We start from the raw sequence: 24,276 nt of genomic DNA, 5'->3' as shown, positions 1-24,276 counted from the left end.
CGCCGCCTCACGGCGCGTCCACATCGGCGCAGAACGCCCGCGTCAGCTCCATCTCGAACGCGCGGCTCGACAGCCGCAGGAGTCCCGGGTCGTTCGGCACCGCATTGATGATGCCGCCGATCGACGTCGCGCGAGACCGCACTTTGCGCAAGTCAGAATGAAATGCCGTCTAATTGGCTGCGCGCGCCGCGTCGCTGAACTGCGGCGGTGCGCCTTGGCTGCTGTAAAAATAATCCGACGTCGTCTAGTATGGATGCGCATGGCATCTCGGGCGCGCTGCGTTCCACGAGACTTCGAAACTCGGTTTGGTGTCCACGCGGTTACTGGCGGCACCCGTTCCCGAGCGCGCCGCTGTTGCCCGTCGTGATAGCGGAAGATTCATGCGGCTGAAGGGGGGACTTCTTGGACGAGGCGGCGCCAACCCGGTTTCAGATTCTCGCGCTCTCGGGCGGCGGCTTTCGCGGGCTGTACACCGCCAGGCTGCTTGCCGATTTCGAGGAAGAAATCGGTGCCCCGATTGCGACCCGGTTCGACCTGATCGCCGGCACCTCGATTGGCGGGGTGATTGCGCTGGCCCTGGCGCTGGAAGTGCCGGCGAGCCGCATTGTTGCGCTGCTGACCGAGTATGGCGAGAAAATCTTCCAGCGGCGCTGGTCGCTAGCCGGCATCTGGCGGGCCCCGTTTTCCTCGCGTCGTCTCGGCGAACTGCTTGCCGATGACCATATGTTCGGACAGCGCCTGCTGGGCGCGTGCGCGCACCGCGTGGTCATTCCCGCGATCAATTACTCCACCGGCCGGCCGCAGATATTCAAGACACCGCACCACGTCAATTTCAAGCGGGATCACAAGTTCCGCATCGTCGATATCGCAATGGCGACCAGCGCGGCACCGGGCTACTTTGCGCGCTACACGTTCAACCATAACCAGTTTGTCGACGGCGGCCTTTACGCCAATGCGCCGGGCTTGCTGGCGGTGCACGAGGCGCAGTATTCCCTGCTCCGGTCGCCCGCCGATGTCCACGTCATGGCGATTGGCACGATGTCGTCGAAGTTCACCGTGAACCCCCGCCGCAATCGCGAGGGCGGCACCTACGACTGGGGCGGGATCAATCCCGCCAACATGCCCAAGCGATTGTTCGGGCTGTCGATATCGGTCCAGGAAGCGCTGAGCGACTTCATGCTGTCGCACCTGCTGCCGGGGCGTTATGTGCTGGTCGACGATGATCTCACCGACCAGCGCGCCCGCGCCGTAGGGCTGGACAAGGCCGACCGCGCGGCAAGAGAGGTGCTGCTGGGGGCGGCTTCGGAGCGGTCGAAGATCTGCATCGGCAGCCGGGAGTTCCAGCCGTTCCTGAGGCATCTCGCCCCGGCGCCAACGTTCTTTTACGGGGAGAACGAGAATGCCAGTGCGTTCTCGCGCCGGATCGCCGGATCCACGGCGCGGGTGCACATGGTTTCGCCGACGCGATAGCCGCGGCTTACGCGAACGCGTGGAAGGGCCGCTGCAAGCTGGCAGGCGCGGCGTCCGGCCCGGCCTGGGCCGGCGCGGCGAGCGGCAGGTCCAGCAGCGCGCGCACGTCCCGCTCGATGGTTGCGACGGAGGCAGACCGGGACAAGGTGCGGGCATAGCGCGGGTCCAGGCCGGGCGGCAGTCGCAGCCACATATTGTCCGAGATCAGCAGCAGGCGCCGCGGCCTGAGCACCAGGCTGGCCAGCCGCAACTGGTTCCAGCCGTCGGCCAGGTCCAACGGCATGCCGAACACCAGCAGCGCCGGCGCCGGCAAGCGCAGATTGCGCGCCGCCAGGGCCTCTGTCTCTACCGGTTCCACCCGGCTGATGCCCGGCATCTCGCTGAGCAAACGCATGACGCCGTGCCGGTAGATCGGCATGTCGTCGATGACCACGGCATGCGCCTCGCGGCCGTATTGCAGCACTTGCGCCGGGTCCGGCGTTCCACGGTGAATCGAGCTCATTCCTTCCTCCGCTGGTCTGGTGTCGGCGCGAGGGCCAACGTTTTTCATCGGTATCAGCAAGGGCGATGCCAGCCCCGGCAAGGACTGGCGTGCCATGCCGTGCCAGCGCCGGATCCAGGCGGGCCGCGGGTCTGCGGCAAGAGCCCAGGCTGGCGGGACCGCGTGGATGCGCGGGTAACGGGCGGCGGGGCGTTACGTGTTACGTAACGCGTCACGTAACGTGTCAAGCGGCTGTGCCGGCGACGCGCAGCCGTGGCAGGTGACGCTTGCGTCCGGCAGCGATACGGCCAGCGCCGCCCGGAACGCTGGCCCGGCATCCAAGTCCAGGCAGGTCCAGCCCGAGATGGCGGTGCCATGGTGCGAAGCCCGCCAATGGCCCGCGCCGCGCTGCCTGTCGTTGCCCGTCGTATAGGCGGTGGGATCGCCCGAGAGGCCCATGCCGAGCGCCTTCAGCAGCGCTTCCTTGCGCGTCCAGAGGCGGAGCAGGGTGTCGGTCGAATCCGGCCGCGCGCGCGCGAGGGTTCGTGCCTCCACGGCGGAAAACACGCCGCGCCCCAGGCCCGGAGCATCCAGTCCGCCGGCACGCCGCTCCACGTCCACGCCCAGGCGGCAATCCCGCCCGAAAGCCAGCAGCGCGATGCCGTCGGTGTGGGACACGCTGAAGGCAAGCCCGGCTGGCGGCCATTGCAGCACGGGCTTGCCGAATGCCGACACAGCAAAACGCAGCGCTTCGGGCGGCCAGCGCAGATAGCCGCCGAGCAGCCAGCGCAGCAGGCCGCGCCGGGCGATATAGCCCTCGCGGTGCCGGGCGTGGCGGTAGGCCAGGGCGCGCGCGCGCTCGTCCGGCGCAAGCGCATGGGCCAGCCGCGCACAGGCGGGGCTGACCTGCGCGTCTTCCAGCATCCATACCTGTACCGCGCCGTCCGGCAACGCGAGGCGTTCCGGCTCCGGCAGCACGAGCGGCGCGGCATCTACCGCGCCCAGTGCGGCAAAGCCATCCTGCTGCATGGCGTCGGGTTCCTGCGCGCGCCAGCCGGCGCCTGATCCATGCCGCGCCACATCACGCACCCGCGAGGCCCTCGTCCAGGATCGCCGCCACCACCTGGAGGTTGGGCTCGAGCACCAGATCGAAATGGCTGCAGGGCACTTCGGCAATGGTCAGGCCGCCCAGCGCAACGCGCCGCCACAGCGTCAGCGGATCGCCGCGCTGCTGCTGCCTGACCGCGGCGCGCAGATAGAGCACCGGGCCGGCGTGGTAAGGCTGCGGCCGATAGGTTGTCATGGCGCGGCCCATGGTCTCGCGCACGCGCTGCAGCGCCGGCGGCAGCGATTCGGTGAACGCGTCGGGCCGGCACGTGATGCGGCCGCGGCGCATGCCCACGCCTTCGGCGGCCCGGTGCAGTGCGTAGCGCAGGTAACGCAGGCGCTGCGCCGCCGGCACCGCCCGCAGCTTGCGCCACTGATAGCCGGGATAACTGCAGCAGAAGCGCACCCAGGTCCGCCATGGCAGGAAATGCTCGCAGACATAGGTGTCGAGCAGGCACAGCAGCTCGACGTGCTCGCCGGCGCGGCTCAGCTGCTGCGCCATCTCGTACGCAACCAGGCCGCCGAACGAGTAGCCGGCCAGCGCATACGGACCACTGGGCTGCAACGTGCGGATCTGCTCGATGTAGCTGGCCGCCATATCCTCGACGCGTCGCTGCGTCGGCTGCTCGCCGTCAAGGCCGCGTGCCTGCAGCCCATAGACCGGGCGCGACGTCCGCAGCGCGTTGACCATGCCCCAGCATTCCATCACCGAGCCGCTCGCGCCATGCACCAGGAACAGCGGCGAGCCGGTGCCGCCGCGCACCGGCACCAGGTTGGGCGAGGGCTGGGGGGACGCGGTCTCGTCGATCGCCGCGGCCAGGCCCGCAATGGTTGGCGTGAACAGCAGCGTCGCAAGTGGAATCGTGCGTCCGGTCGACTGGTGCACGTCGGCGAGCAGCCGCGCGGCCAGCAGTGAATGCCCGCCGAGGTCGAAGAAGTTGTCGTCGCGGCCAATCGGGGCGAAGTCGAACAATCGTTCCCACAGGGCCTGCAAATGGCGTTCCAGCTGCTCGCGTGTGGTGCCGGGGGCCGGCAGTTCGCGCGCCGCCAGGTTCAGGCCCGGATGGGTGCGGATGGCGTCGAGGCAGCCCGGATTGCGCAACGCCGCGGTATTCCCCACCGGCAGGCCGTTGACCGCATTGCGCGCGGCCGCTTCGGAGAGCTTGCCGTTATGGGTGGCCGGCAGCGCCGGCACGGCCAGGATGCGGTCGGGCACATGCGTTGGCGAGGCGCGGCGCGCCAGGTCGCGGCGCACGCGCGCGGCCAGCGCGCCGGTCAGCGCGACGCCATCCTGCAGCACCAGCAGCAGCACCATGCGCTGTTCGTACCGTTCCGCGTGCGTGCGGTCGGGCGGTGCCGTTTGCGCGCGCTGCTCCACCACCATCGCCTCGCGGATTTCCGGGATATCGCGCAGGACCCGATAGATCTCGCCCGGCCCGACATTGACGCCGCGGACATTGAGCACACCGTCGGAGCGGCCGTGCAGCCGCGCCGTGCCTTCGGGCGTAAACTCGATCCGGTCGCCGTGGGTCCAGACCCCGGCGTTGGCGGAAAAGTAGGCCGCGTGGAAGCCCTTGCCGTCCACGTCGCCATAGAAGCCGAGCGGTCGCGACGGGAACGGGTTCGCGCACACCAGCTCGCCGATGCCGCTGGCAGGCGCGCCGTGTTCCCACGCCTGCACATCGAGCGCCAGGCTCTTGCATTGGGCTTCGCCCGCATAGACCGGCAGGTTCGGATTGCCCAGGACAAAGCAGCCGAGGATGTCGGTGCCGCCGGAGATCGACTGCAGCGGCAGCGGCTTGACGTGATCGCGCACCCATTCGAACTGCGCGTCGAACAGCACCGATCCGGTCGACATCATCGCGCGCAGCGCGCCCAGGTCGAACTGCTGCCCTGGCACCAGGCCGGCATCCTCGCACATCTTCAGGTAGGCGGGACTGGTGCCGAACACCGTGACGCGCTCGTCCGCGACCAGGCGCCACAACGCGTCGACCGTGGCGATCGGCCCGTCATAGGTTACGATCTCGGCCCCCGACGCCAGCGCCGACAACTGCCAGTTCCACATCATCCAGGCGCAGGTGGTGTGGAAGTACATGCGGTCGCCGGGCCGCAGGTCGCAGTGCAGGCGGTGCTCCTTCAGGTGCTCCAGCAGGCTGCCGCCGGCGCCGTGCACGATGCACTTGGGCTTGCCGGTCGTGCCCGACGAGAACATGATGAAGAGCGGATGGTTGAACGGGAAGCGCCGCCAGGAAAATTGCTCCGCATCGCCGCGGGCGATCAGGTCGCCCAGCGCATGCACGGGCTGGCTGACGGTGTCCGGCAAGCTGCCGTCGTCGAGCTGGATGATGCCCTGCAGCGACGGCAGCGCGGCCGCCAGGCCGGCGACGTTGTCCGCCAGCGCCAGGCCGGTGTCGAATGCGCGCTGCGCGGTGTGCGCGAGCAGCAGCCGCGGCGCCAGCGGCGCGAAGCGGTCGAGCAGCGTCTCGACGCTCATCTCGGCCGCGGCGGTCGACAGCGTTGCGCCGAGCGCGGTCACGGCCAGCGCGGCGACGATGGCTTCCGCGTCGTTGCGCATCACGCCCACCACGCGGTCGCCTTCGCGCAGCCCCAGTTGCGACAAGGAATGTGCCGCACGCGCGACCCGGTGGCGCAGTTCGCCGCGGCTCAGGCGTTCGCGCCGACCATCGGCGTGGCAGGCGGTCAACGCCGGTGCGTCGGGACCCGCTACCTCCAGTCCAAGCAGGTTGTCCGCGTAGTTCAGCAGCACGTTCGGGAAGAAGCGGGCATGCTCGCAATCGTCGCCGACGCAGACCGGCTCGGGGTTGCCCGACCAGGCCAGCCCCTGCGACCACTGCAGGAAGCAACCCCAGAATGTGCGGAATTCCCGTACCGAGAATTCATGCAGCGCGCCGTACCGATGGAAGGAATGGCCGGTGCACGCCTGCAGGGCCGCGGTGAACGCGGTCATCTGCGACGCCACGGCGCGCTCGGGCGAGCTGCTGTAGATGGGAGTGCGACCCGGATTGACGCTCGGGCAGAACGCGGCGTCCGACAAGCAAAATCGATCCATCCGATGCTCCTGGGAGACCGGTGCACGCCGTTCGAAGCGACGGCGTGTTCATGGGATCGAGATTAACGGCTGGTAAATTCTGGTCTGTGCGTCATCGCACGCATGATTGGCAGACCCGTGTTGGCAGACCCGTGGGGCACAAAGCTGCTGGCCCGGGCGCCGCAGCGTGGCCAGGCCTTCAGTCCAGCCGCGCCGCGCGCAGGTCGCTCTTGGCGATCAGTTGCCGCAGGGTTTCCGCCGGCCGGCTCAGGCGCCGCGCCGCCAGGGTGATGAATTCGACGCCGGGCAGCGCCGGCAGGGCATCGACGTTGACGGGAGGCACCAGTCCGCCGCCGGCCAGGTTCTGCGCACGCACGGTAATGCCCAGTCCGCCGCGCGCCGCCGCGATGCAGCCGGAATGGCTGCTGCTGGTGCAGGCCACGCGCCAGCGCCAGCCGGCCTTGGCCAGCGTGTCGAGCACCACCGAGCGCGTCACGCTGGGCTCATGGACCAGGATCAGCGGCAGCGGCTGGCTGATATCGACCACGGTGCCGGGCCGCGCCAGCCATTCCAGCTGGCCGCGGAACACCGGCACGCCGCGGCGCTCGCCTTCGCGCCGCTTGCCGACGATCAGGTCGAGCGTGCCGGCCTCGATCTCCTCGTACAGCTTGCTGGTCATGGCAATCATGATCTCGAGTTCGACATCCGGGTGCGTCGCCCGGAACGCCGCCAGCAGGTTGGGCAGCGGCCCCTGCGCCAGGTCCTCGGACGTGCCCAGCCGGACCCGCCCCTGCAGCCGCGGCGCGGTGAACTGCGACTCGGCGCGCGCCAGCGCTTCCAGGATCAGCCGCGCATGCACCAGCAGCGCCTCGCCATCCGGCGTCAGCGCCAGGGAATGGGTGTCGCGCACGAACAGCCGCCGGCTCACGCTCTGTTCCAGCCGGCGAATGTGATCGCTGACCGATGACTGCGACAAGCCCAGTTGGCGCCCGGCGTCGGTAAAGCTGCGCGCCGTGGCGACCGTGGCGAAGGTGCGGATCCAGACGGGATTGAGCATCGCGGCATTGTCATCGGATTCTGCGATGACAGTCAACAAGGCCAGAGGGGTTCCCGATGGGGGTGGCGCTGCGTAGCATGCAAGGCAAGCCATCCCGCAGCCCGCCGGGCCGGCCGCTTCCAGGAACCGCATGCCCACCGCCTCAACTCCCGCCGCCGCCGATGTCTCCCGCCAGGCCATGCTCTGGATCGTCTTTGCCGGCTTCTTCATGCAGACCCTGGACACCACCATCGTCAACACCGCGCTGCCGGCGATGGCGCGCAGCCTCGGCGAAAGCCCGCTCGACCTGAAGCCGGTGGTGGTGGCCTACACGCTGACCATGGCGATGCTGACGCCGGCCTCCGGCTGGCTGGCGGACAAGTTCGGCACGCGCCGGGTCTATTTCAGCGCGATCCTGATCTTCGTGCTGGGCTCGGTGTTCTGCGCCACCGCCTTCACGCTGCCGCAACTGGTGGTGGCGCGCGTGCTGCAGGGCATCGGCGGGTCGATGCTGCTGCCGGTCGGCCGGCTCGCGGTGTTGCGCAATGTCCCGGGCGAACAGTACATCGCGGCGCTGGCGTTCGTTTCCATTGCCGGGCAGGTCGGCCCGATCTTCGGACCGGTGCTGGGCGGCTGGCTGGTGCAGAGCGCGTCGTGGCACTGGATCTTCCTGATCAACGTGCCGGTGGGCCTGGCGGGCCTGTTGGCGGTGCGGCGCTACCTGCCGCAGGGCGAGGCCGGCGTGGCGCCGCCGTTCGACTGGATCGGCTGCGGCCTGCTGTCGCTATGCATGGTCACGTTTTCGCTGGCGCTGGAACACGGCGCGCACAGTCCGTGGAGCGCGCTCCTGATCGCCCTCAGCGTCGGCAGCGCGCTGCTCTACATTCCGCATGCCAGGCGGCACGCGTCGCCGCTGTTCCGCCTCGCGCTGTTCGGGGAACCGAACTTCAGCGTCGGCCTGGCCGGCAACCTGGTGTGCCGCATTGGCGTAGGCGCGGTGCCGTTCCTGCTGCCGCTGCTGTTCCAGCTGCAGCTCGGCTACACCCCGTTTCATTCGGGCCTGATGCTGTTGCCCATCGCCGTTGCCGGCACCATCTCCAAGCGCTGGATCGTGCCGCTGGTGAACCGCTTTGGCTACGACACGTTCCTGCTGGTCAACACATGGATCGTCGGCGTGTCCATTGCCTCGTTCGCGGCGATTGCGCCGGGCTGGCCGCTGGCGCTGTCGATCGTGCAACTGGCCGTGTTCGGCTGCGCCAACTCCATGCAGTTCGCGGCGATGAACAGTGTCACGCTCAAGGGCCTGTCGCGTGCGGATGCCGGCAGCGGCAACAGCCTGTTCTCGATGGTGCAGATGCTGGCCATCGGGCTGGGCGTCACGATTGGCGGCGGGCTGGTCAGCTATTTCTCGGCCACGCTCGGCGTGGCCGCGCCGGCCTACCGGCTGGCCTTTTTCAGCATGGGCGTGGTGACGGTGCTGTCCGGGCTGGTGTTCCGGCGGCTGGACGCGGACCGGCTCCATCCCGAGGGTTTGAAGCGCGGCGCGGTGGCCGACCTTCGTCGCTAGCCAGCATGGCGCGGCCTCGGCGCGCGCTGCCCTCATACCAGCGCGGCGACCGGTTGAAGATGCCGACGACCAGCAGCATGGCCGGTACTTCGATCAGGGATGCCTGACCGCGGCGCAGGGCCCGATTTGTCCGAAACCGAACAGAGCGTACGCAAGACGGCCTGTATCGTAGCGGTCCGTAGCGGTCCGCGGGTAGGCCGCGTGGCAAGACCACGCTGTCCTGCTGCGCATCCCGGGGTGCACTGGAGGTACCGTGTCAAATCGCTATGACCTGTCGGGCAAGACAGCGCTGGTGACGGGCGGGGCAAACGGACTGGGGCGGGCGATCGTGGCGCAACTGGTCGACGGCGGCGCACGCGTGCATGTGTGGGATATCGTCCCGCTCCAGCTGGCAGATGCCACCACCGAGGTCGTCGATATCTCCGATGGGGCGCAGGTCCGGCTGGCGCTGACGCGGCTGGTGGAAGCGGGACAGCGCTTCGACATCCTGGTCAACAATGCTGGCTACCTTGGCCCGGTGCGGCCGTTCGAAGCCCACGATCCCGCGCAATGGCAGCGCATCATCGCCGTCAACCTGGTCGGCACCATGTACGTCTTGCAGGCGATGCTGCCGCATATGTTGCGCTGGGGCGGCGGCCGCATCGTCAATATGGGCTCGATGGCCGGCAAGGAAGGGTTGGCGGGGCTGGCGGCGTACTCCGCGGCCAGCGGCGGTGTGGTGACACTGACCAAGGCCATCGGCCGCGAACTGGTGAAGCGCAATATCTATGTGAACTGCGTTGCACCCGGTCCCATGGATACCGACATGATCCGCGCGCTCGGCAGCCAGGAGGTGGCGGCCATGGTGAGCGAGAGCCCGGCCGGGCGCCTCGGCGATCCGGCCGAGGCCGCGCACCTGGTCGCGTGGCTATGTTCGGACGCCAGCCGCTTCAACGCGGGCGCTGTCTTCGACATGTCAGGCGGGCGAGCGCGATTCTGATAGCCGCCGGTTGCCTGGCGGGTCTGCCGGCCAGGACCGGCCGGCGGTCATTCCGGTGGTATATCCAGGATGACGTTGCCGATCAGCTTGCCGCCTTCGACCGCCTCATGCGCCTGCGCGATCGCCTGCAGCGGAAAGCGGGCACCGATGGCGTGCTTCAGCCTGCCATCCTCCATCAGCCGGGTCAGCCCGCCGATGGCGCGTTCCCGGTCGGCGCGGCAGAGATCGTACACAAGAAAAAACCGGAGCGAGGCCGAGCTGAACAGCAGGTCGCGAAACGGGACCGGGATATCGCCGTACGCGTTCGAGCCATAGCTGACCAGCGTGCCGTGGGGCCTCAGCACGCCTTGTGGCAGCAGCTGTACCGTGGTGGAGAAGTCCATATCGACAATGGCATGTACGCCCTTGCCCCCGGTCAGCGCCATCACGGCTTGCGCAACCGGCTCCTGCTTGTAGTCGATCGTTGCTTGCGCGCCGGCCGCCATCGCATGGTCAGCCTTCTGCGTCGAGCCCACGGTGCCAATGACGGAGGCACCGGCATAAACCGCCAGTTGCACGACATAATGGCCAACGGCGGATGATGCGCCGATGACCAGAACGGTCTTGCCGGCAATGTCGCCAAGCAGATGGATAGCGTGGAAAGCCGTCATCGCCGGAATGCCAAGGCAGGCGGCCGCCGCAAAATCCGTATTGGCGGGCAATGGCACGGCCTGCGCCTGTGGCAACGCGATGTACTGCGCCGCGGTGCCCATGGGCCGCTGCCATTGGCCGTTCCAGATCCAGACACGCTCGCCGATGCGGGCCTGCGCCACGCCCGAGCCCACCGCGTCGATCACGCCAGCCCCGTCGCTGTGCGGCACGACGCGCTCGCTCGCCAGCGGCCGGCCATGCCGGGATTTGACATCGGACGGATTCACGCCGGACGTGGCAAGCCTGACGCGGACTTCGCCAGGTCCGGGCGTCGGCGTTGGCAGCTCACCAAACTCCAGGACCTTCCGGGCTTCTCCGTTCCTGCTGTACCAGGCAGCGCGCATGATTTCCCTCCTGCGTGGATCGAACGTCGCCATTGTCCCGCGCGACGCAGGCCAGCGACAGCGCAAGCATCGGGCGGGCGCCGCCCGATGTCAAACTACTTTCCCAGCCATGTCGCACGGCGTGCGTCGAATTCACCGCCGGCCTTGGCCAGGTGCAGCCACTGGTCGACGTACCGTTTGAACACCTCATCGCCAAGCGGCAGCAGATAGCCCATTTCCGCGTACTGGAGTGGCTTGTCGGGATTGACGGCGCAAAGCTCGGGATGCGCCTTGCTCTGGACGATGGCTTCGGCGGCCTCGGTGACGAAGACGTCGGCGTTGCCCTGGATGACCTCGTCGAAGATCGTCAGGTTGTCCTTGTGGATGGTCAGCTTCGCCCGGGACAGGCGCGTGCGGGCGAACCGCTCGTTGCTGCCACCGGGGTTGGCAATCACGCGCACGTTGGGCTGGTCGATGGCTTCGACGGTCTGGAAGCGGGCCACGTTCTCGCAACGGGTGATAGGAGTCTTGCCGTTGACCATGTAGGGCGCGCTGAAATAGGCCTGCTTCTGCCGTTCCAGCGACACCGAGATGCCGCCGGCACCCATATCGCACTTGCCGCTGACAAAGTCGGGCATCAGCGTCGCCCAGGTGGTCTTGACGAATTGCGCTTTGGCGCCGAGGGAGCTGGCCAGCGAGGTCATCAGGTCCACGTCGAGCCCTTCGTACAGGCCTTCGGACTTCATGAAGCTGAAGGGCTTGTAGTCGCCCGGGGTGCAGACGCGCAGGATGCCCGCTTGCGCCACGCGGGACAGCGTGGGCGACACCGCGGTGGCGGGCGCGGGCGACTGGGCCAGCACCGGCGCGGCACCCAGTAGCGCAACCGCGGCAACGATCGTCTTTCTCATTGGCATTTTCTTGTTCTCTGGAGGGCGTCGGGGATGTGGTCACTGCAGCATGCGGATTTATAGCATGCTTGAAACGGCGGCAGGCGCCGCGCCGCTCGGATCGGGAACCAGACCGCCTGCGCACCATAAAGAGAAAGAGCCCGGACCTGCTGGTTTGCCAGGCCCGCTGAGAAGTGCAACCGGCAATATCGGTCACAGCGCCTTCAGATACTCCGCCAGGTCAGCAATATCCCCGCTGCTCAGTCCCAGTCCCTGCTTCGTGTTGTAGGTATTTACGACATCGTGCAATGTGGCCGCCGATCCGTCATGAAAATACGGAGGGTGCTGCCACACGCCCTTCAGGGGCGTGGTCCGGTATTGCTTGGTCGCCGAGCGCGACGCGTAGCTCGGGGTTTCCGGTTCGGCCATCGAGTCGCCAGGCGGATGCAGGACCGAGTTGGCATCGGTAAATGCCGGGCCGCTATGGCAGGTGGCGCATCGACCCGCGCCTTCGAATACAAGGCGTCCCCGCACTGCCGCTACCGGGTCGAAACTGCCGGCCGGCGGCGGGGGCGCGCTCAGCGACAGCTGATACGCTTGCAGCGCCGGAAGCTTGCTGGTGACGAGATCCTCCGTACCATGCGTGATGGAAATATTCAGCCGTGGCTCGGATACGGAGCCGAGGCCGCCCATCTGGGAGACGGCGACATAGCGATTCCAGTACATGATGTCTTCGCCATCGCCGGTAAAGGTGATGCGGTGAATGCCGGCCAGCCCGAAGGCGGGCGGTATCACCACCGGCTTGCTGAGGCCGTCGATATTGCTGCGCGGGTCGTACTTGCCCGCACCCCAGGCGTTAAGGACCTTCTTCATGGCATCGTCGATGGCAGGTGACAGCGCGATGATGGCGCCGGGATTGAGATCCCGGTTGGGCCATCCGTCCAGCCGCCTGCCGATGCCCGGCGCGAACGAGTTGTCCACCGTCGAATGACAAAGCGCGCAGGTGATGCCGACATGGGTCAGCTTGTCTGCCCCGTTGACCGTCTCGACCGTCCCCTTGATGCCGACGACCGCGTTCAGTTTCAGCAGCGCCACCGTCGTCGCCGGGCTCTTCAGGTCGATGGTGCCATTGCGGATGCCATTCGCGACCGTCTCGGGCAAGGCGTCGGCGTCGACCTTCAGCCCGACGGAAAACGCGGTCAAGGGATCCACCGAGCTGGCGATGACCTCGTGCATCCTCAGCTTGTCGGTCCACTGTGCTTCGTCGCCGAAGGTATCGAAGCGAAAGATCTGCTTGCCCTGCTCGACCAGGGCCTTCTGCGCTGCTTCCGTGCTGGCCGCGTCAGTCCCTCCCCCTCCGGAACCGCCGCCGCATGCCGTGGCTGCCGCCATCGCGGCCACTGTCATCAGGGCATTGACCAGCCGCGGCCGAGGCATGGGCTTCATCGTTGCCCGCCGCAACGGTACGGGCTGGACTTCTGCTTCGGTTGCCAGTGCGGAGGGTTGCTTGATCATGATCGGTGTCCTTGTCACATGGATGAGGCGACTGATAAATGGCAACGGACATGTCCGAGGGCAGTGGCCTGGGCGCGTCCGTGGCATATGTCGTTAGACGTTGACGGACGCGGGAAGGTGACAAGAGGCCTGGGCCACATTGCGGCTCGTGGCGGCCGGTGGCGGCGGGTAGCGTTCTCCTATGATTGCTGACGCGTGGTTCGAGCGAACCCGGGTGGCGGTCGGATCCGGCCCGAGCCGGCTGTCACCTTTTCGCGGCGGTGCCGTCTAATGACCAGGAACGGGAAAAGCCACTATGGACCCAAAGCAGAATCCCTGGCCACCTTTGCCGTCTGCTGCCGGTGCCCCGACGGATGCCGACCTGGTCGCAAGCGCCCGCGCCGGCGCCGCGTCCGCCTTCGAAATCATCATGCGGCGCAACAACCGCCTGTTGTTCCGCACCGCGCGGGGCGTGGTCCCGGACGACGCCGAAGCGCAGGATGTGGTGCAGGAAACCTACCTGCGCGCCTTTACCCGCCTGGATTCGTTTCGCAGCGAGGCCGCACTGAGCACCTGGCTGGCGCGTATTGCCATCAATGTCGCCCTGACCACGCAGCGCAAGCAACGCGGGCTGGTCCAGATGGGCGCCCGGGCGGAAGAAGATTCTGGCGAAGCTTCACAGGAGAACGTGATGCCCTTCCGCACCGCTGATGACGCATCCCCCGAAGCCATGGCCGAGCGCACCCAGGTGCGCGAGCTCCTGCAAAGCGCGGTCGAGAACCTGCCGCCAATCTATCGTTGCGTGTTCATCCTGCGCGCCGTCGAAGACATGAGCGTGGAGGAGACGGCTTATTGCCTTGGCGTCAGCGATGACGTGGTCAAGACACGCTTCCTGCGCGCCCGCAAGATGCTGCGCCAGGCCCTGGCTGAAGAGGCGAAGCCCTATCTGCGGGACACTTTCAGCTTTGCCGGCCCACGCTGCGACGCGGTGGTCAACCACGTGTTTGCCGCCCTCAGTGTGCGTGGACTGGTTCACTCGCAATGATGAAGCGGAACGCTGTCCGGGCAATACCGGGACGGCCCCGCGTTGCGGGAGACTGGAACGTGGCCGTCGTGGGCGGCGCTTCGAATATTTCGATCCGTTCAGTGGCGAGGGTTCGGGGCAAAGGACTTCACGTGGTCCGGGCGGGTCATCGACATGATGCCATGCCGTGCAGTCGCTTCCCGGACGGTCGCCGTTTCGCGGCCGGCATGCTGCGCCATCATCGGCCTGAGATAGCGTCCTATGGTAAGGTCGACGGGATGATTGCATGGATCGTGGGTGATGCATGGTCGACATCCACGTGCAGCTGGAGAATGACGCAGCGTGAGTAATGCGAAGGAACCGCGGCGCAAACTGTTGGCGGATAAAGTCTCGCTCAGCCGGGCTCTGCGCCTGAGCGTGCCGGCGGAGGCGAGGCCCGCGCCGGTCAACAGAAGGGACTGGCTGCAGCAGCGCAAGGAAAAATTGCAGGCAGCCCGTGCCATCGCCCGGCAAAGACGCGAGCTGTTGCGGGCCGAAATCCTTTCGGTTGCGCAAGACGTCGCCCGGGAAGAGCGGGTCGCCGCGCGTCTCGAAGCCGACCGCCTCAAGGCGGAAGCCAGGACCGACCGCACCAACGCGCGCGAAGATGCGCGCGCCGCGGCAACGTTCGAGCACGGCCAGTCCCGCCGCCCGGCGTCAAAACGAAAGACGCTGTCCAAGGAGACCAGCAAGCTGGTCTCTTACGCTGATCTGCTTCGCATGCGCGATTGACGCGTGCACGTTTGCCGGCCGTGCGCCGCGCAGCGTCCCAACAAAGCATTGCATCAAAGGCATCGACGTCGATGCCGGACGCCGCGTGGCACGTGCCGAAGCGGGCCTCAACCTGGGCGAGTTCGATCGCGCCACGATGCGGCACGGGCTCGCCACCACGATGGGGTCAAATGCCGAATTTGCCGCCCCCGCCGCGAAGTGCCCACAGCAGGTCCGCGATGCGGGACGCGAGGCGCTGCGGCCATTGATCGATTCCGGCATCCCAGGCGAGGCCACGCTCCAACCCCGTACCTATCTCGAGATGCAATCGCGACGCGAACTTTGATTGCTTCCCGATCGCCATCTGGGACGACCCCGCCGAGGATGGCAAGCAGATGGAATGGGCACGCGCGATGTGGCAGGCCGTTCGTCCGTTCTCTACCGGAGGCGTCTACGCCAATAACCTCGGCGACGAGGGAAAAGACCGGGTAAGGGCGGCGTATGGCGAGAACTATGCCCGTCTTGTTGCGATCAAGCGCAAGTACGATCCTGACAACGTCTTCCGGTTGAACCAGAACATTGATCCGGACGACGGGCTGGCAACCTAGCGCGCCAAGGCCGCCTAGCGGATCCTGTCGAACCCGCTGGCCGCCCAGCGCTCGGCGCTGTCGCGCGTCAGGCGGAAATCGGGGCGCACCTTGATGGTCGCCAGCACCTCGCCGAGGGCGTCTTCGGCCGTGAGCGTGCCGAAGGGCTCGAACTCGTCGGGCGTGATGGCCAGCTTCACGGTCACGGTGCCGGAGTCGGACTCGATGCTGACCTGCTTGTTGAGCTGCGCGTGCAATTGCTGCTCATGGCGCCGGATCACCTCCGACGCGGTCTTGACCAGGGTCTGGTGAGCGGTGGCATCCAGCGGCTTGGGGTCGACCTTGTTGCGCCCCATGGTCCAGGGGCCGACCAGCGCCGGCTCGGCGCTGCCGTCGCGGATCATCTCGACCGCCCAGCCGTCGCCGTCCTCGTTCTTGATCACGCGGGCGGTCCAGCCCTTGTCGCGCCACAGGCGCGGTTCATGAATGACTGAGGATTCGTGCCCGGGCAGCGCGTCGTCGGTGTGTTGCATCAATCTCGTGGTACGGGGTGCGGAACCCGCGAGGATACTATAGGGCCGGCACGCGACCGTGCATGCGAGCGCGCGGCGGGCTCACGCACCACGCCGAATCCCCCCAATCTCTTGTGTTGCCGCGCACTAAGGTAAGCCCGTTCTTGCCGACCGCCATTTGCCTGGAGGCGGCGGAGTGTTAATTTTTGATTGACACCGTGTCAACGATCCATGGAATTGTCGACCCGGCCTTGACAGTGCAAAATCCGGGCGAAGCCCGGGCCGATCCATCGCTTGCCCGAGAGAGATACACACAAGGAGATCGCCGGATGGCTGATACCAACAATTCCCGCCTGCCGCTGGCCGGCGTGCGCGTGCTGGACCTGTCCCGCGTGCTGGCCGGACCGATGTGCACGCAGGCGCTGGGCGACCTGGGCGCGGAGGTGATCAAGGTGGAGCACCCCGGCCGCGGCGACGATACGCGCGACTGGGGCCTGCGCGTCGGCACGCGCAACACCGCCTACTTCAACAGTGCCAACCGCAACAAACAGTCTATCGGCATCGACCTGCAGCAGCCCGAGGGCCAGCGCATCGTGCGCGAGCTGGCGGCGAAGTGCGACGTGCTGGTGCAGAACTTCAAGTTCGGCGGCATCGACAAGATGGGGCTGGGCTACGAGGCGCTGAAGGCGATCAACCCCGGGCTGGTGTATTGCTCCATCACCGGCTACCGCAGCAATGGCCCCGAGGCGACCCGCCCAGGCTACGACCTGGTAGTGCAGGGCGAGGCCGGGCTGATGGCGCTGAATGGCGAGGAAGGGCAGGGCCCGCTGAAGTTCGGCACGGCGGTGGTGGACATGTTCACCGGCATGTATTCCGCGCAGGCGGTGCTGGCCGCGCTGTACGACCGCCAGCGCACCGGCCAGGGGCGCCACGTGGAAATGGCGCTGTATGACTGCGGCCTGATGATCACGGCCTACTATGGCCTGGAGGCGCTGCTGATGGGCGAGGACCCGCCCAAGTACGGCAATGCCCATCCGTCCATCGTGCCGTACGGCGTGTTCGACGCGGCCGATGGCCCCCTGGTGATCACGGTCGGCAACAACGCGCAGTTCCAGCGCTTCTGCACCGAGGTGATCGAGCGCCCGGACCTGGCCGGCGACGAGCGCTTCGCCACCAACACCGGCCGCTCGGCCAACCGCCAGGCCCTGCTGCCGGAACTGCGCGCCGAACTGGCGCGCCGCCCGCGCGAGCTGCTGCTGGCGCGCCTGGGCGCCGCGGGCATCCCGTGCGGCGAGGTGCTGGGGCTGCTCGAGGCCTTGCGCTCGAAGCGCTCGGCCGAAGCCGGCCTGCTGGCCGAGCTGCCCAATCCGGAAACCGGCCGCGTCGAGGTGCTGGCGCCGCCGTACCGGCTCGACGGCGAACGCCTGCCCGTGCGCGCCGCGCCGCCGCTGCTGTCGCAGGATACGGAGCGCGTGCTGGGCGACCTGCTGGGCATGGATGCCGGACAGGTGGCCGCGCTGAAGGCCGCCGGCGTGGTGTAACGGCCCGCGCGGGCCCGCAGGTATCAGTTGTGCGTCAGGGGCCCGTCAGGCCGCGGCAGGTCCGGCCGCTGCGGCTCGGGCCATTTTCCCTTGCGCGGGAAGCGCATGTCGAACTCGGTGAATACGTGTTCCTCGGAGCGGCAGCTGATGCCCGCCCCCCAGCTGCCCAGCACCTTCTGGCAGAACGCCAGCCCGATGCCGGTGCCGCGGTGCGCGGGGTAGGAGAAGAAGGGCTGAAACATCCGCGCCAGCACCTGCGGTGGCACGCCCGTGGCGGTGTCCCGGAACACCACGTGGACGGCCTCGGACCCGACCTCGCAGCGGATATGGATGGTGCCCTTGCCGGCGCGCCGGACCGCTTCCAGCGCGTTCTTCAGCAGGTTGGTCGTGACCAGCCCGAACAACTGGGCGTTGCCCATCACGTAGGCGCGGACGGGCAGGTCGAGCGTGACCCGCTCCTGGTCGCCGGGCTCGAACGGAAAGCGGCCGACCGCGTCGCGAATCACCTCGCCCACTTCGAACAGGGCCTGCGTGGCGTTTTCCGGGTTCTTGGAGTTGGCGACCAGCAGCTCGATGCTGTTGCTGATATGGGCCAGGTCTGACTCCATCCGGGCCACGGCCTGCATCAGGTCGTCGCGCTGCGGCGTGTCCTGGTCCAGCGCCGCGGGCAGCCGGGCCTTGAGGCCCCTGGCAGTCATGGCCAGGCTGGTCAGCGGCGTGCGCAGCTCATGGGCCACGGTTGCCAGCGCGGCGGCCATGCCGCGCCGCTTCTGCTCGGCCAGCAGCTGGCGGTCCATCTTGATGACCACCAGCACCGCGATGACGAAGCCGATCACCGGCAACTGCAGCAGCACCGGTTCCCACGGGACGCCGCCCATCGTGTTGCCGGCCAGCACGAACAGGGCAATCGCGGCCGCGGCGCCCGAGAACAAGGCAATGGTCGCGAACGCGGTGTTGAAGTGATACAGGATCACCACCGCGATGATCACCGATTCGGCCCACACCATCGAGCCGCCATTCTCGAGGTAGAAGAAGATAAAGGCGAACGGCAGGCCTACCGTGATGGCAAAGAGCGCATAGGGCGGCAGCCAGCGCCGGTCCGAGAACGCCGAGGCGAACAGCAGCGGCACGAACAGCGCGGTGCAGGCCAGCCGCAGCCACAGGTTTTCATAGGGCTGCGGGAACACGTAGGACCAGATCACGTAGTACAGCGGGTGTCCCACCACGCCCAGCGCGCCCACCATCTGGATCCGGCGCAGGCGGATGACGCTCTCCTCGTCCAGCAGCGTGGCCCGTGCGGCGGTCTCGAACACGGCCTGCCACGCCTGGCGGGCCAGCCCGGCCAGGGTGGTGCGGCCGTCCTCCGCTTGCGCTACCTTTGCATCCATCTCCAGGGCTACTCCTCGCGGATGCCTGCCAGCGGCCCGCTTGTGGGATTCTAGGACTTGCGCCGGGCCCGGCGCGTCGAGGACCACTCGTCCAGCCGGACTTCGTCGCGGATGCTGGCGAGCACCCCGACCAGGCGGTCGATTTCGCTGGCGCCAAGTTTCGCATGCAGCGTAAGTCGCATCAATGCCCGGTTCTTCGGCGTGGCCGGCGCACAGAATACCGCGCCGAAGATGCCGCGGCGCTGCAACGCGTCGCGCAGCACCTTCACCTGCGGCTCGCTGCCCGCCTCCAGCCCGATGATCTGCTCGGAGCCCTCGCTGATGTTGTAGCCCAGCGCGGCAATCGCAGCCCGGGTCTCGCGGGTGATGGCATGCAGGCGCGCCCGGCGCGCATCCGCCGCGGCAATGAAATCCGTCACCGCGTCGAACCACGCAATCTCGTGGCGCAGCAGCCCGGAGCTGAAAATGGCCGGCCGCGATTCCACCGCGAAGAAATCCTTGAAGGCCGTGGAGCAGGCCACATAGCCGGCGCGGCCGGCAAAGGCCTTGGCCAGCGAGGCGGTGCGGAAGTGGACGCGCTCCGACAGCCCCAGCGCCGGCACCAGGCCGCCGCCGCGCGGGCCGTGGGTGCCCAGCGAGTGCGACTCGTCCACCACCAGTACGCAGCCGGAGGCTTCCGCCAGCGCGACATAGTCCGCCAGCGGCGCCACGCTGCCGGTGGTGCTGTAGACCGAATCCACCATGATCACGCCCGGGCCGAAGCGCTCAAGCTGGCGGCGCACGTGCTCGCAATCGTTGTGGCGCACCGGCACCGCCTGCGCGCCCGCGGCAATGATGCCTTCCCACAGCGAGGCATGGCCGTTCATGTCGATATAGACCGGAATGCCGGGGCCGGCAATGCACTGCACCAGGCCCACGTTGGCGGCCCAGCCGGACTGGGCGATCAGCCCGTCCTCGGCCTGCATCAGGTCTGCGATCTTGCGCTCGACCCGCCGCTGCGGCGTATCGCCGTGCAGGAATACCGAAGACATCAGCAACTCCGGCGCGTCATCGTGAAAGGCCCGCGCCTGGGCCTGCACCAGTGTGGCTTCGCCCAGCAGGCACAGGTAGTCGTTGCTGCTCAGGTGCAGCGCGTCCGGTCCGGGGGTAAGCCCGTGCAGCAGGTGGTCCCCACCCCAGAGCTTGCCCATGCGCTCCTCGAAATGTTGTGCCATGCGCGTCGTGATCCATGGCGGCAGCGTGGGGGCTTTGGTGCGGCAGCCAGGCTGCCTGGCTAGCGGAGGCTCGGCGTGGGTGAGCATCGGTGGTCCTTAACAGGTCGGTAAGAAGCGGAGGGTGGGCAAGACGCGGCGCGGCGCCGTCGGCAAAACGGATGCCGTCCGCGCACGCCGCGGGCGCGCCCGGCATGATCCGGCGTGAACCATTGACTGGTCAGCTCTGGCGCCCGCTTGATGTAGCGACCACTGTGCCAGCCTTCAGGGGAGGATTGTGACCGGACTTCCACCAACCCGACGCCTGTTTGGAGGGGGGTATGCGGTGTGGGGCGGGGCGATTGCGCCTGCAGCGCTGCCATCGCGGTGAGCAGCCAGCCAGATGGGCTGGCCGTGACTAAATGTGACTCGTGCGCTATATTCCAGGGTCCCTTGCGGGCCCGCGGCGGTGGCGCCGTGGCTCGCTCAGCGGGCTGCCTGCAACAATGTCGCCGTGCGCTCCGGATTGACCAGGGCCACAGCCGCAAGGCCGGTAGCGAGCAGCAGCAGCCCGGTCAGGGCAAAGGCCAGGTTCAGGCCCTGCGCAAGCAGGGCCGTGTCGCCAGCGCCGCCCGCGGATGCGACGTATCCGGCGTTCTGCACCAGCCATCCGAATACCGCGGGCGACAGCACCCCGCCGATCGAGGCGACCCCGACCAGGGTCGAGATCACGGCGGCCCGCTGCTCGGGATTGACGGCATAGGCGACCGCGGTCGGTGCCATCGGAAACACCAGGAAAGCACCCCAGCCGACCGTGGTCAACACCATCGCCAGCAGGCCCGAGGTGTGCGGCAGCCACAGCAGGCAAGCGCCGGAAACCACCAGCGACGCACCGAACAGACCGCCCACCGCCACCCGGGCCGAGCCGCCGTTGCGCATCAGGTGGCGGCCGGCAAAGCCCAGCACCACTAGCAGCAGCGTGCCGAACAGCCATGGCAGCGCGTAGACCAGGCCGACCCGCGCCGGCTCGACACCGAGCACGCCGCCGAGGTACTGCGGCACCCAGGTGGTCATGGCACCCTGCGCCCAGAAGCAGGAGAACCCTGCCAGGGTGGCAGCCAGCCACATCCTGCCGCCGAACACGCGCCGCAGCGGCACGGACCTGAGCCGCTCGGTGGACGAGCTGGCCACCGGTCCGCCCTCGCTGGCGCCATGGCCGCCGCGGTAGGGCCCGTCCTTGCCGATGCAGGCCCAGGCCAGGCCCCATGCGATGCCGGCAATGCCAAGCAGGCCGAAGGCCCAGCGCCAGCCCAGTGCCGGCGAGGCGATGACCCAGGACAGCAGCGGCGCTGCGATGGCGGCGCCGATGGTCGGCCCGATGGCGATCAGGTTGCTGGGCAGGGCGCGGTCTTCGGCCGGGAACCAGCCGTGCGTTGCGTGCAACGCCACGGGCAGCGCGGGCCCTTCGCCGGCGCCCAGGATGATGCGGCAGGCCAGCAGCACGCCGGCCCCGCCGCCGGCGAGGATCGGGAACTGCACCGCCGCCCAGACCAGCGTCAGCACCAGGATCAGCCAGCGGCCCGACACGCGGTGGGCCACCAGGCCGACCGCGATCGCACTCAGGCTGAACAGGAAGAAGAAGCTGCTGCCGATGAAGCCGAACTGCACCGGCGTCAGTCCCAGCTCCGCCATCGCCGGCCGGGCCACCAGGCCAAGCACGGCCTTGTCGGCGAAGTTCAGCACCATGAAGAGCGTGAGCATCGCCGTCACGCCCCAGGCCTGGCGCCGCGTCGCCGCTGCCCGGTGGGTCGCGCTGGCCGCGCTAGCGTCGTTTGTCAGGGTATGCATTGCATCGTCCCTCCGGTGATCAAGCCTGGATGGCGTCCACCCTGCCGGGCGCGCTGGTGCGCTAGGCCGCCGCCGATACCGGAGGCAGGAACACGACGCCGTAGTCCGGCGCGACCTGCATCACTTCCGTCGGGCTCGACACGTTGTGGATGCGGCGATAAAGCGCCAGCAGCTTGCCGGCAGGCGCGGCCCAGAACAGGGCCGTGACGGGTTTGCCGGAGTTATTGAAGAAGGCGTGCGGAATGCCGCGCGGCATGCGCACCAGGTCGCCGGTGCCGGCCGTGGTTTTGCTGTCGCCCAGCAGCAGGTCGATCTGGCCGTCGAGCAAGTAGATGTACTCGTCCTGGTGCGGATGCACGTGCGGCGGCACGAAAGTTTCCTCCGGAAAGGTGGCATGCCACGCCATGCTGTCGTCGCTCACCTGCATGGGCACGTAGACCTGACCGAGAATGTTCCACGAGATGCCGTCGATGCCGTTGCGGTTGCGCGTGATGTCGGGGGTTTCAGTCATCATGTTCGACTCCTTGGGGCTGGGTCAGCCGGTCCAGGGTGGGCTTCACCAGCGGGTTGGCGGATGCGAAACGGGGCTTGAAGGACTGGCGCGCCTGCGCCAGGTCGGCTTCGTCCCAGAAGCCGATCAGGATGCCGCCTTCGGTGATGCGCGGCTGGATCTCGGTGGACGCGATGGTGCCGTCCGCGATCGTGACGCGCTGGCGCGGCTGACGCGCCCAGCGGAACAGTGCCTCGTGCAGCCGCGCGCGCGCGGCCGCGGCTTGCGGGTGGTCCGAGGCGCCGAGATCGTGGAACTCGTTGGCATCCGTGGCGAGGTCGAACAGCATCGGCCGGTATTGCTCGAACAGCACGTATTTCCAGCGGCCGTCGAAGATCATCCGCATCCATGCCTCGCGCGGCCTGGTGCCGAGCGCGATGCGCGCGTCCTGGAAGGCGAAGTCATATTCGCAGACCACATGGCCGCGCCAGTCGGCAGGGCGCTGGCCGAACAGCAACGGGCGCAGCGAGCGCCCGTCGAGGATGTGCGGCACGGCCTCGCCACCGCAGACGTCCAGGAACGTCGGGGCCAGGTCGATGGCCTCGACCAGCGCGTCGCAACGCGTGCCGCGGGTGGCGTCGGCGCGCGGGTCGGGGTCGTAGATGATCAGCGGGGCGCGGATCACGGGCTCGTGGAACAGGTCTTTCTCGCCCATCCAGTGGTCGCCCAGGTAGTCGCCGTGGTCGCTGGTGAAGACGATCATGGTCGAATCCATCAGCGCGCGTGCTTCGAGAATGGCGAACAGCAGGCCCAACTGGTCGTCGATCTGCTTGACCAGGCCCATGTAGCCGGGCATGACCGTGTCGCGCACCCCGTCCTGCGAGAAGGTGCGCGAGACCCGGTGGTCCATCATCGCCGCGTAGACCGGGTGCGGGTTGTGGCGCTCGGCGTCCGCGCGCACCACCGGCAGCGCATCCTCGGGCCGGTACATGCTGGCATAGGGCTCCGGAACGATATAAGGCCAGTGCGGCTTGATGTAAGACAGGTGCAGGCACCACGGCTGAGCGCCGGCGTCGCGGATGAAATCGATCGCGCGCCGCGTGATGTAGGGCGTCTCGGCATGTTCGTCGGGGATGCGCGCCGGGCGGTTCGAATACTTGAGGAACCAGCCTGAGCGGATCGTGCCGTCGTCGTCCACCGTCGCGTTGGCCCAGCTTTCCCACGGGTTGTCGCCATCGAAACCGTGCGCGCGAAGGTAGGCGCTGTAGGCCGGGTCAGGATCGTGGCCCGAGTACGGATGGATGCCGTCGTCGCGCTCGTACGGGTCGAAGCCGCATTCGGCGATGCGCATGCCGATCTGCGATGCCGGGTCGATGCCCAGGCGCGACATGCCGGCCAGGTCGGCGCGCATATGGGTCTTGCCCACCAGCACCGAGCGCACGCCCAGCGGCCGCAGGTGGTCGCCGATCGTCATCTCGCCGGCCTTGAGCGGCACGAAGTTCCAGCTCGCGCCGTGCGCATGCACATAGCGGCCGGTGTAGTAGCTCATGCGCGAAGGGCCGCACACCGGCGACTGGACATAGGCCCGGTCGAAGATCACGCCGCGCGCGGCCAGGCCGTCCAGGTGCGGGGTCTTCAGCACCGGATGGCCGAAACAGGACAGGTGGTCGGCGCGCAACTGGTCGCACATGATAAAGAGGATGTTCTTCACGCGCTTCGGCAAGGGACGCTCCCAAGGTGAGGGGATATATGGCTTCCACGTTCGTCGCGGCACCGCGCTGCGGGGGTGGGCCAACGACCGCCCGGCCAGACCCATCGTAGGCGGCCCGCAGGCAAAAATCGCTTCACCTTTTGCTATCTCGA

Annotated in this window: 22 protein-coding genes; 8 read left to right on the top strand and 14 right to left on the bottom strand. The window is 67.8% G+C overall.

Annotated elements, in window-relative coordinates:
• Positions 1-7: 7 nt before the first annotated feature.
• Complete coding sequence (locus ACOCMH_RS01455) at positions 8-151, bottom strand: hypothetical protein (protein WP_427307417.1); 144 nt, start codon at positions 149-151, stop codon at positions 8-10.
• 251 nt (positions 152-402) lie between these two features.
• Here ACOCMH_RS01455 and ACOCMH_RS01450 point away from each other — a divergent pair, with 251 nt between their 5' ends.
• A complete protein-coding gene (locus tag ACOCMH_RS01450; RefSeq protein WP_427307416.1) occupies positions 403-1,470 on the top strand; it encodes a CBASS cGAMP-activated phospholipase in 1,068 nt (355 codons plus the stop codon).
• A 7-nt stretch (positions 1,471-1,477) separates the two neighbouring features.
• On the opposite strand, the gene ACOCMH_RS01445 is transcribed toward ACOCMH_RS01450, so the two are convergent.
• The 4 genes from ACOCMH_RS01445 to ACOCMH_RS01430 form a co-directional block, all read right to left on the bottom strand.
• Complete coding sequence (locus ACOCMH_RS01445; RefSeq protein ID WP_427307415.1) at positions 1,478-1,972, bottom strand: DNA-binding response regulator; 495 nt, start codon at positions 1,970-1,972, stop codon at positions 1,478-1,480.
• A 192-nt stretch (positions 1,973-2,164) separates the two neighbouring features.
• Positions 2,165-2,980, bottom strand: a complete 816-nt coding sequence (locus ACOCMH_RS01440) for a 4'-phosphopantetheinyl transferase family protein (RefSeq protein WP_427307414.1) — start codon at positions 2,978-2,980, stop codon at positions 2,165-2,167.
• A gap of 52 nt (positions 2,981-3,032) precedes the next feature.
• Positions 3,033-6,128, bottom strand: a complete 3,096-nt coding sequence (locus ACOCMH_RS01435; RefSeq protein ID WP_427307413.1) for an acetoacetate--CoA ligase — start codon at positions 6,126-6,128, stop codon at positions 3,033-3,035.
• Positions 6,129-6,306: 178 nt separating this feature from the next.
• A complete protein-coding gene (locus tag ACOCMH_RS01430) occupies positions 6,307-7,164 on the bottom strand; it encodes a LysR family transcriptional regulator (RefSeq protein ID WP_427307412.1) in 858 nt (285 codons plus the stop codon).
• Positions 7,165-7,294: 130 nt separating this feature from the next.
• Between ACOCMH_RS01430 and mdtD the strand changes: the two genes are divergently transcribed.
• Entirely contained in the window at positions 7,295-8,710 is a 1,416-nt protein-coding gene (gene mdtD / locus ACOCMH_RS01425; RefSeq protein ID WP_427307411.1) for a multidrug transporter subunit MdtD, read from the top strand.
• 253 nt (positions 8,711-8,963) lie between these two features.
• A complete protein-coding gene (locus ACOCMH_RS01420) occupies positions 8,964-9,689 on the top strand; it encodes an SDR family NAD(P)-dependent oxidoreductase (protein ID WP_427307410.1) in 726 nt (241 codons plus the stop codon).
• Positions 9,690-9,736: 47 nt separating this feature from the next.
• Here the strand turns inward: ACOCMH_RS01420 and ACOCMH_RS01415 are convergent, their stop codons facing one another.
• The 3 genes from ACOCMH_RS01415 to ACOCMH_RS01405 form a co-directional block, all read right to left on the bottom strand.
• Positions 9,737-10,723 carry an NADPH:quinone reductase gene (locus tag ACOCMH_RS01415; RefSeq protein WP_427307409.1) on the bottom strand — a complete coding sequence of 329 codons (987 nt, stop codon included), beginning with the start codon at positions 10,721-10,723 and terminating at the stop codon, positions 9,737-9,739.
• A gap of 95 nt (positions 10,724-10,818) precedes the next feature.
• Complete coding sequence (locus ACOCMH_RS01410; protein WP_427307408.1) at positions 10,819-11,610, bottom strand: transporter substrate-binding domain-containing protein; 792 nt, start codon at positions 11,608-11,610, stop codon at positions 10,819-10,821.
• Positions 11,611-11,802: 192 nt separating this feature from the next.
• Positions 11,803-13,104, bottom strand: a complete 1,302-nt coding sequence (locus ACOCMH_RS01405) for a hypothetical protein (protein WP_427307407.1) — start codon at positions 13,102-13,104, stop codon at positions 11,803-11,805.
• Between the two features lie 295 nt (positions 13,105-13,399).
• On the opposite strand from ACOCMH_RS01405, the gene ACOCMH_RS01400 reads away from it, so the two are divergent.
• The 4 genes from ACOCMH_RS01400 (at position 13,400) to ACOCMH_RS01385 (ending at position 15,465) form a co-directional block, all read left to right on the top strand.
• Positions 13,400-14,128 (top strand): RNA polymerase sigma factor, encoded by a 729-nt coding sequence (locus tag ACOCMH_RS01400; protein WP_427307406.1) that lies wholly within the window; start codon positions 13,400-13,402, stop codon positions 14,126-14,128.
• Between the two features lie 321 nt (positions 14,129-14,449).
• Complete coding sequence (locus tag ACOCMH_RS01395; protein ID WP_427307405.1) at positions 14,450-14,878, top strand: hypothetical protein; 429 nt, start codon at positions 14,450-14,452, stop codon at positions 14,876-14,878.
• A gap of 85 nt (positions 14,879-14,963) precedes the next feature.
• The gene (locus tag ACOCMH_RS01390; RefSeq protein ID WP_427307404.1) at positions 14,964-15,203 is read left to right on the top strand and encodes a hypothetical protein; all 240 of its coding nucleotides are present in this window, start codon (positions 14,964-14,966) and stop codon (positions 15,201-15,203) included.
• Positions 15,204-15,252: 49 nt separating this feature from the next.
• On the top strand, positions 15,253-15,465 hold the full coding sequence (locus ACOCMH_RS01385; RefSeq protein WP_427307403.1) for a BBE domain-containing protein: 213 nt from the start codon (positions 15,253-15,255) through the stop codon (positions 15,463-15,465).
• 14 nt (positions 15,466-15,479) lie between these two features.
• On the opposite strand, the gene ACOCMH_RS01380 is transcribed toward ACOCMH_RS01385, so the two are convergent.
• The gene (locus ACOCMH_RS01380; protein ID WP_427307402.1) at positions 15,480-15,977 is read right to left on the bottom strand and encodes a hypothetical protein; all 498 of its coding nucleotides are present in this window, start codon (positions 15,975-15,977) and stop codon (positions 15,480-15,482) included.
• 308 nt (positions 15,978-16,285) lie between these two features.
• On the opposite strand from ACOCMH_RS01380, the gene ACOCMH_RS01375 reads away from it, so the two are divergent.
• Complete coding sequence (locus tag ACOCMH_RS01375) at positions 16,286-17,497, top strand: CaiB/BaiF CoA transferase family protein (RefSeq protein ID WP_427307401.1); 1,212 nt, start codon at positions 16,286-16,288, stop codon at positions 17,495-17,497.
• Between the two features lie 23 nt (positions 17,498-17,520).
• Here the strand turns inward: ACOCMH_RS01375 and ACOCMH_RS01370 are convergent, their stop codons facing one another.
• The 5 genes from ACOCMH_RS01370 to ACOCMH_RS01350 form a co-directional block, all read right to left on the bottom strand.
• Positions 17,521-18,885, bottom strand: coding sequence for a sensor histidine kinase (locus tag ACOCMH_RS01370; RefSeq protein ID WP_427307400.1), 1,365 nt, complete (start codon positions 18,883-18,885; stop codon positions 17,521-17,523).
• Between the two features lie 50 nt (positions 18,886-18,935).
• Positions 18,936-20,186: an alpha-hydroxyketone-type quorum-sensing autoinducer synthase gene (cqsA, locus tag ACOCMH_RS01365; protein ID WP_427307399.1), complete on the bottom strand. Its 1,251-nt coding sequence runs from the start codon at positions 20,184-20,186 to the stop codon at positions 18,936-18,938.
• 375 nt (positions 20,187-20,561) lie between these two features.
• Positions 20,562-21,923: an MFS transporter gene (locus ACOCMH_RS01360; protein WP_427307398.1), complete on the bottom strand. Its 1,362-nt coding sequence runs from the start codon at positions 21,921-21,923 to the stop codon at positions 20,562-20,564.
• A 61-nt stretch (positions 21,924-21,984) separates the two neighbouring features.
• The gene (locus ACOCMH_RS01355; protein WP_427307397.1) at positions 21,985-22,437 is read right to left on the bottom strand and encodes a cupin domain-containing protein; all 453 of its coding nucleotides are present in this window, start codon (positions 22,435-22,437) and stop codon (positions 21,985-21,987) included.
• Complete coding sequence (locus tag ACOCMH_RS01350; RefSeq protein ID WP_427307396.1) at positions 22,427-24,124, bottom strand: sulfatase-like hydrolase/transferase; 1,698 nt, start codon at positions 24,122-24,124, stop codon at positions 22,427-22,429. Before ACOCMH_RS01350 ends, ACOCMH_RS01355 begins: the two co-directional genes overlap by 11 nt.
• Between the last annotated feature and the right edge of the window lie 152 nt (positions 24,125-24,276).

Source organism: Cupriavidus sp. H39 (genome assembly GCF_050271075.1).
GTDB lineage: Bacteria > Pseudomonadota > Gammaproteobacteria > Burkholderiales > Burkholderiaceae > Cupriavidus > Cupriavidus necator_B.
This window is presented reverse-complemented; position numbering and strand designations above follow the sequence as displayed.

Coding starts and splice junctions, on each gene's coding strand:
- ACOCMH_RS01445 (WP_427307415.1), bottom strand. CDS start 1,972: ATGAGCTCGATTCACCGTGGAACGCCGGACCCGGCGCAAGTGCTGCAA.
- ACOCMH_RS01440 (WP_427307414.1), bottom strand. CDS start 2,980: ATGCAGCAGGATGGCTTTGCCGCACTGGGCGCGGTAGATGCCGCGCCG.
- ACOCMH_RS01435 (WP_427307413.1), bottom strand. CDS start 6,128: ATGGATCGATTTTGCTTGTCGGACGCCGCGTTCTGCCCGAGCGTCAAT.
- ACOCMH_RS01430 (WP_427307412.1), bottom strand. CDS start 7,164: ATGCTCAATCCCGTCTGGATCCGCACCTTCGCCACGGTCGCCACGGCG.
- mdtD (WP_427307411.1), top strand. CDS start 7,295: ATGCCCACCGCCTCAACTCCCGCCGCCGCCGATGTCTCCCGCCAGGCC.
- ACOCMH_RS01415 (WP_427307409.1), bottom strand. CDS start 10,723: ATGCGCGCTGCCTGGTACAGCAGGAACGGAGAAGCCCGGAAGGTCCTG.
- ACOCMH_RS01410 (WP_427307408.1), bottom strand. CDS start 11,610: ATGAGAAAGACGATCGTTGCCGCGGTTGCGCTACTGGGTGCCGCGCCG.
- ACOCMH_RS01405 (WP_427307407.1), bottom strand. CDS start 13,104: ATGATCAAGCAACCCTCCGCACTGGCAACCGAAGCAGAAGTCCAGCCC.
- ACOCMH_RS01400 (WP_427307406.1), top strand. CDS start 13,400: ATGGACCCAAAGCAGAATCCCTGGCCACCTTTGCCGTCTGCTGCCGGT.
- ACOCMH_RS01385 (WP_427307403.1), top strand. CDS start 15,253: ATGGAATGGGCACGCGCGATGTGGCAGGCCGTTCGTCCGTTCTCTACC.
- ACOCMH_RS01380 (WP_427307402.1), bottom strand. CDS start 15,977: ATGCAACACACCGACGACGCGCTGCCCGGGCACGAATCCTCAGTCATT.
- ACOCMH_RS01375 (WP_427307401.1), top strand. CDS start 16,286: ATGGCTGATACCAACAATTCCCGCCTGCCGCTGGCCGGCGTGCGCGTG.
- ACOCMH_RS01370 (WP_427307400.1), bottom strand. CDS start 18,885: ATGGATGCAAAGGTAGCGCAAGCGGAGGACGGCCGCACCACCCTGGCC.
- cqsA (WP_427307399.1), bottom strand. CDS start 20,186: ATGCTCACCCACGCCGAGCCTCCGCTAGCCAGGCAGCCTGGCTGCCGC.
- ACOCMH_RS01360 (WP_427307398.1), bottom strand. CDS start 21,923: ATGCATACCCTGACAAACGACGCTAGCGCGGCCAGCGCGACCCACCGG.
- ACOCMH_RS01355 (WP_427307397.1), bottom strand. CDS start 22,437: ATGATGACTGAAACCCCCGACATCACGCGCAACCGCAACGGCATCGAC.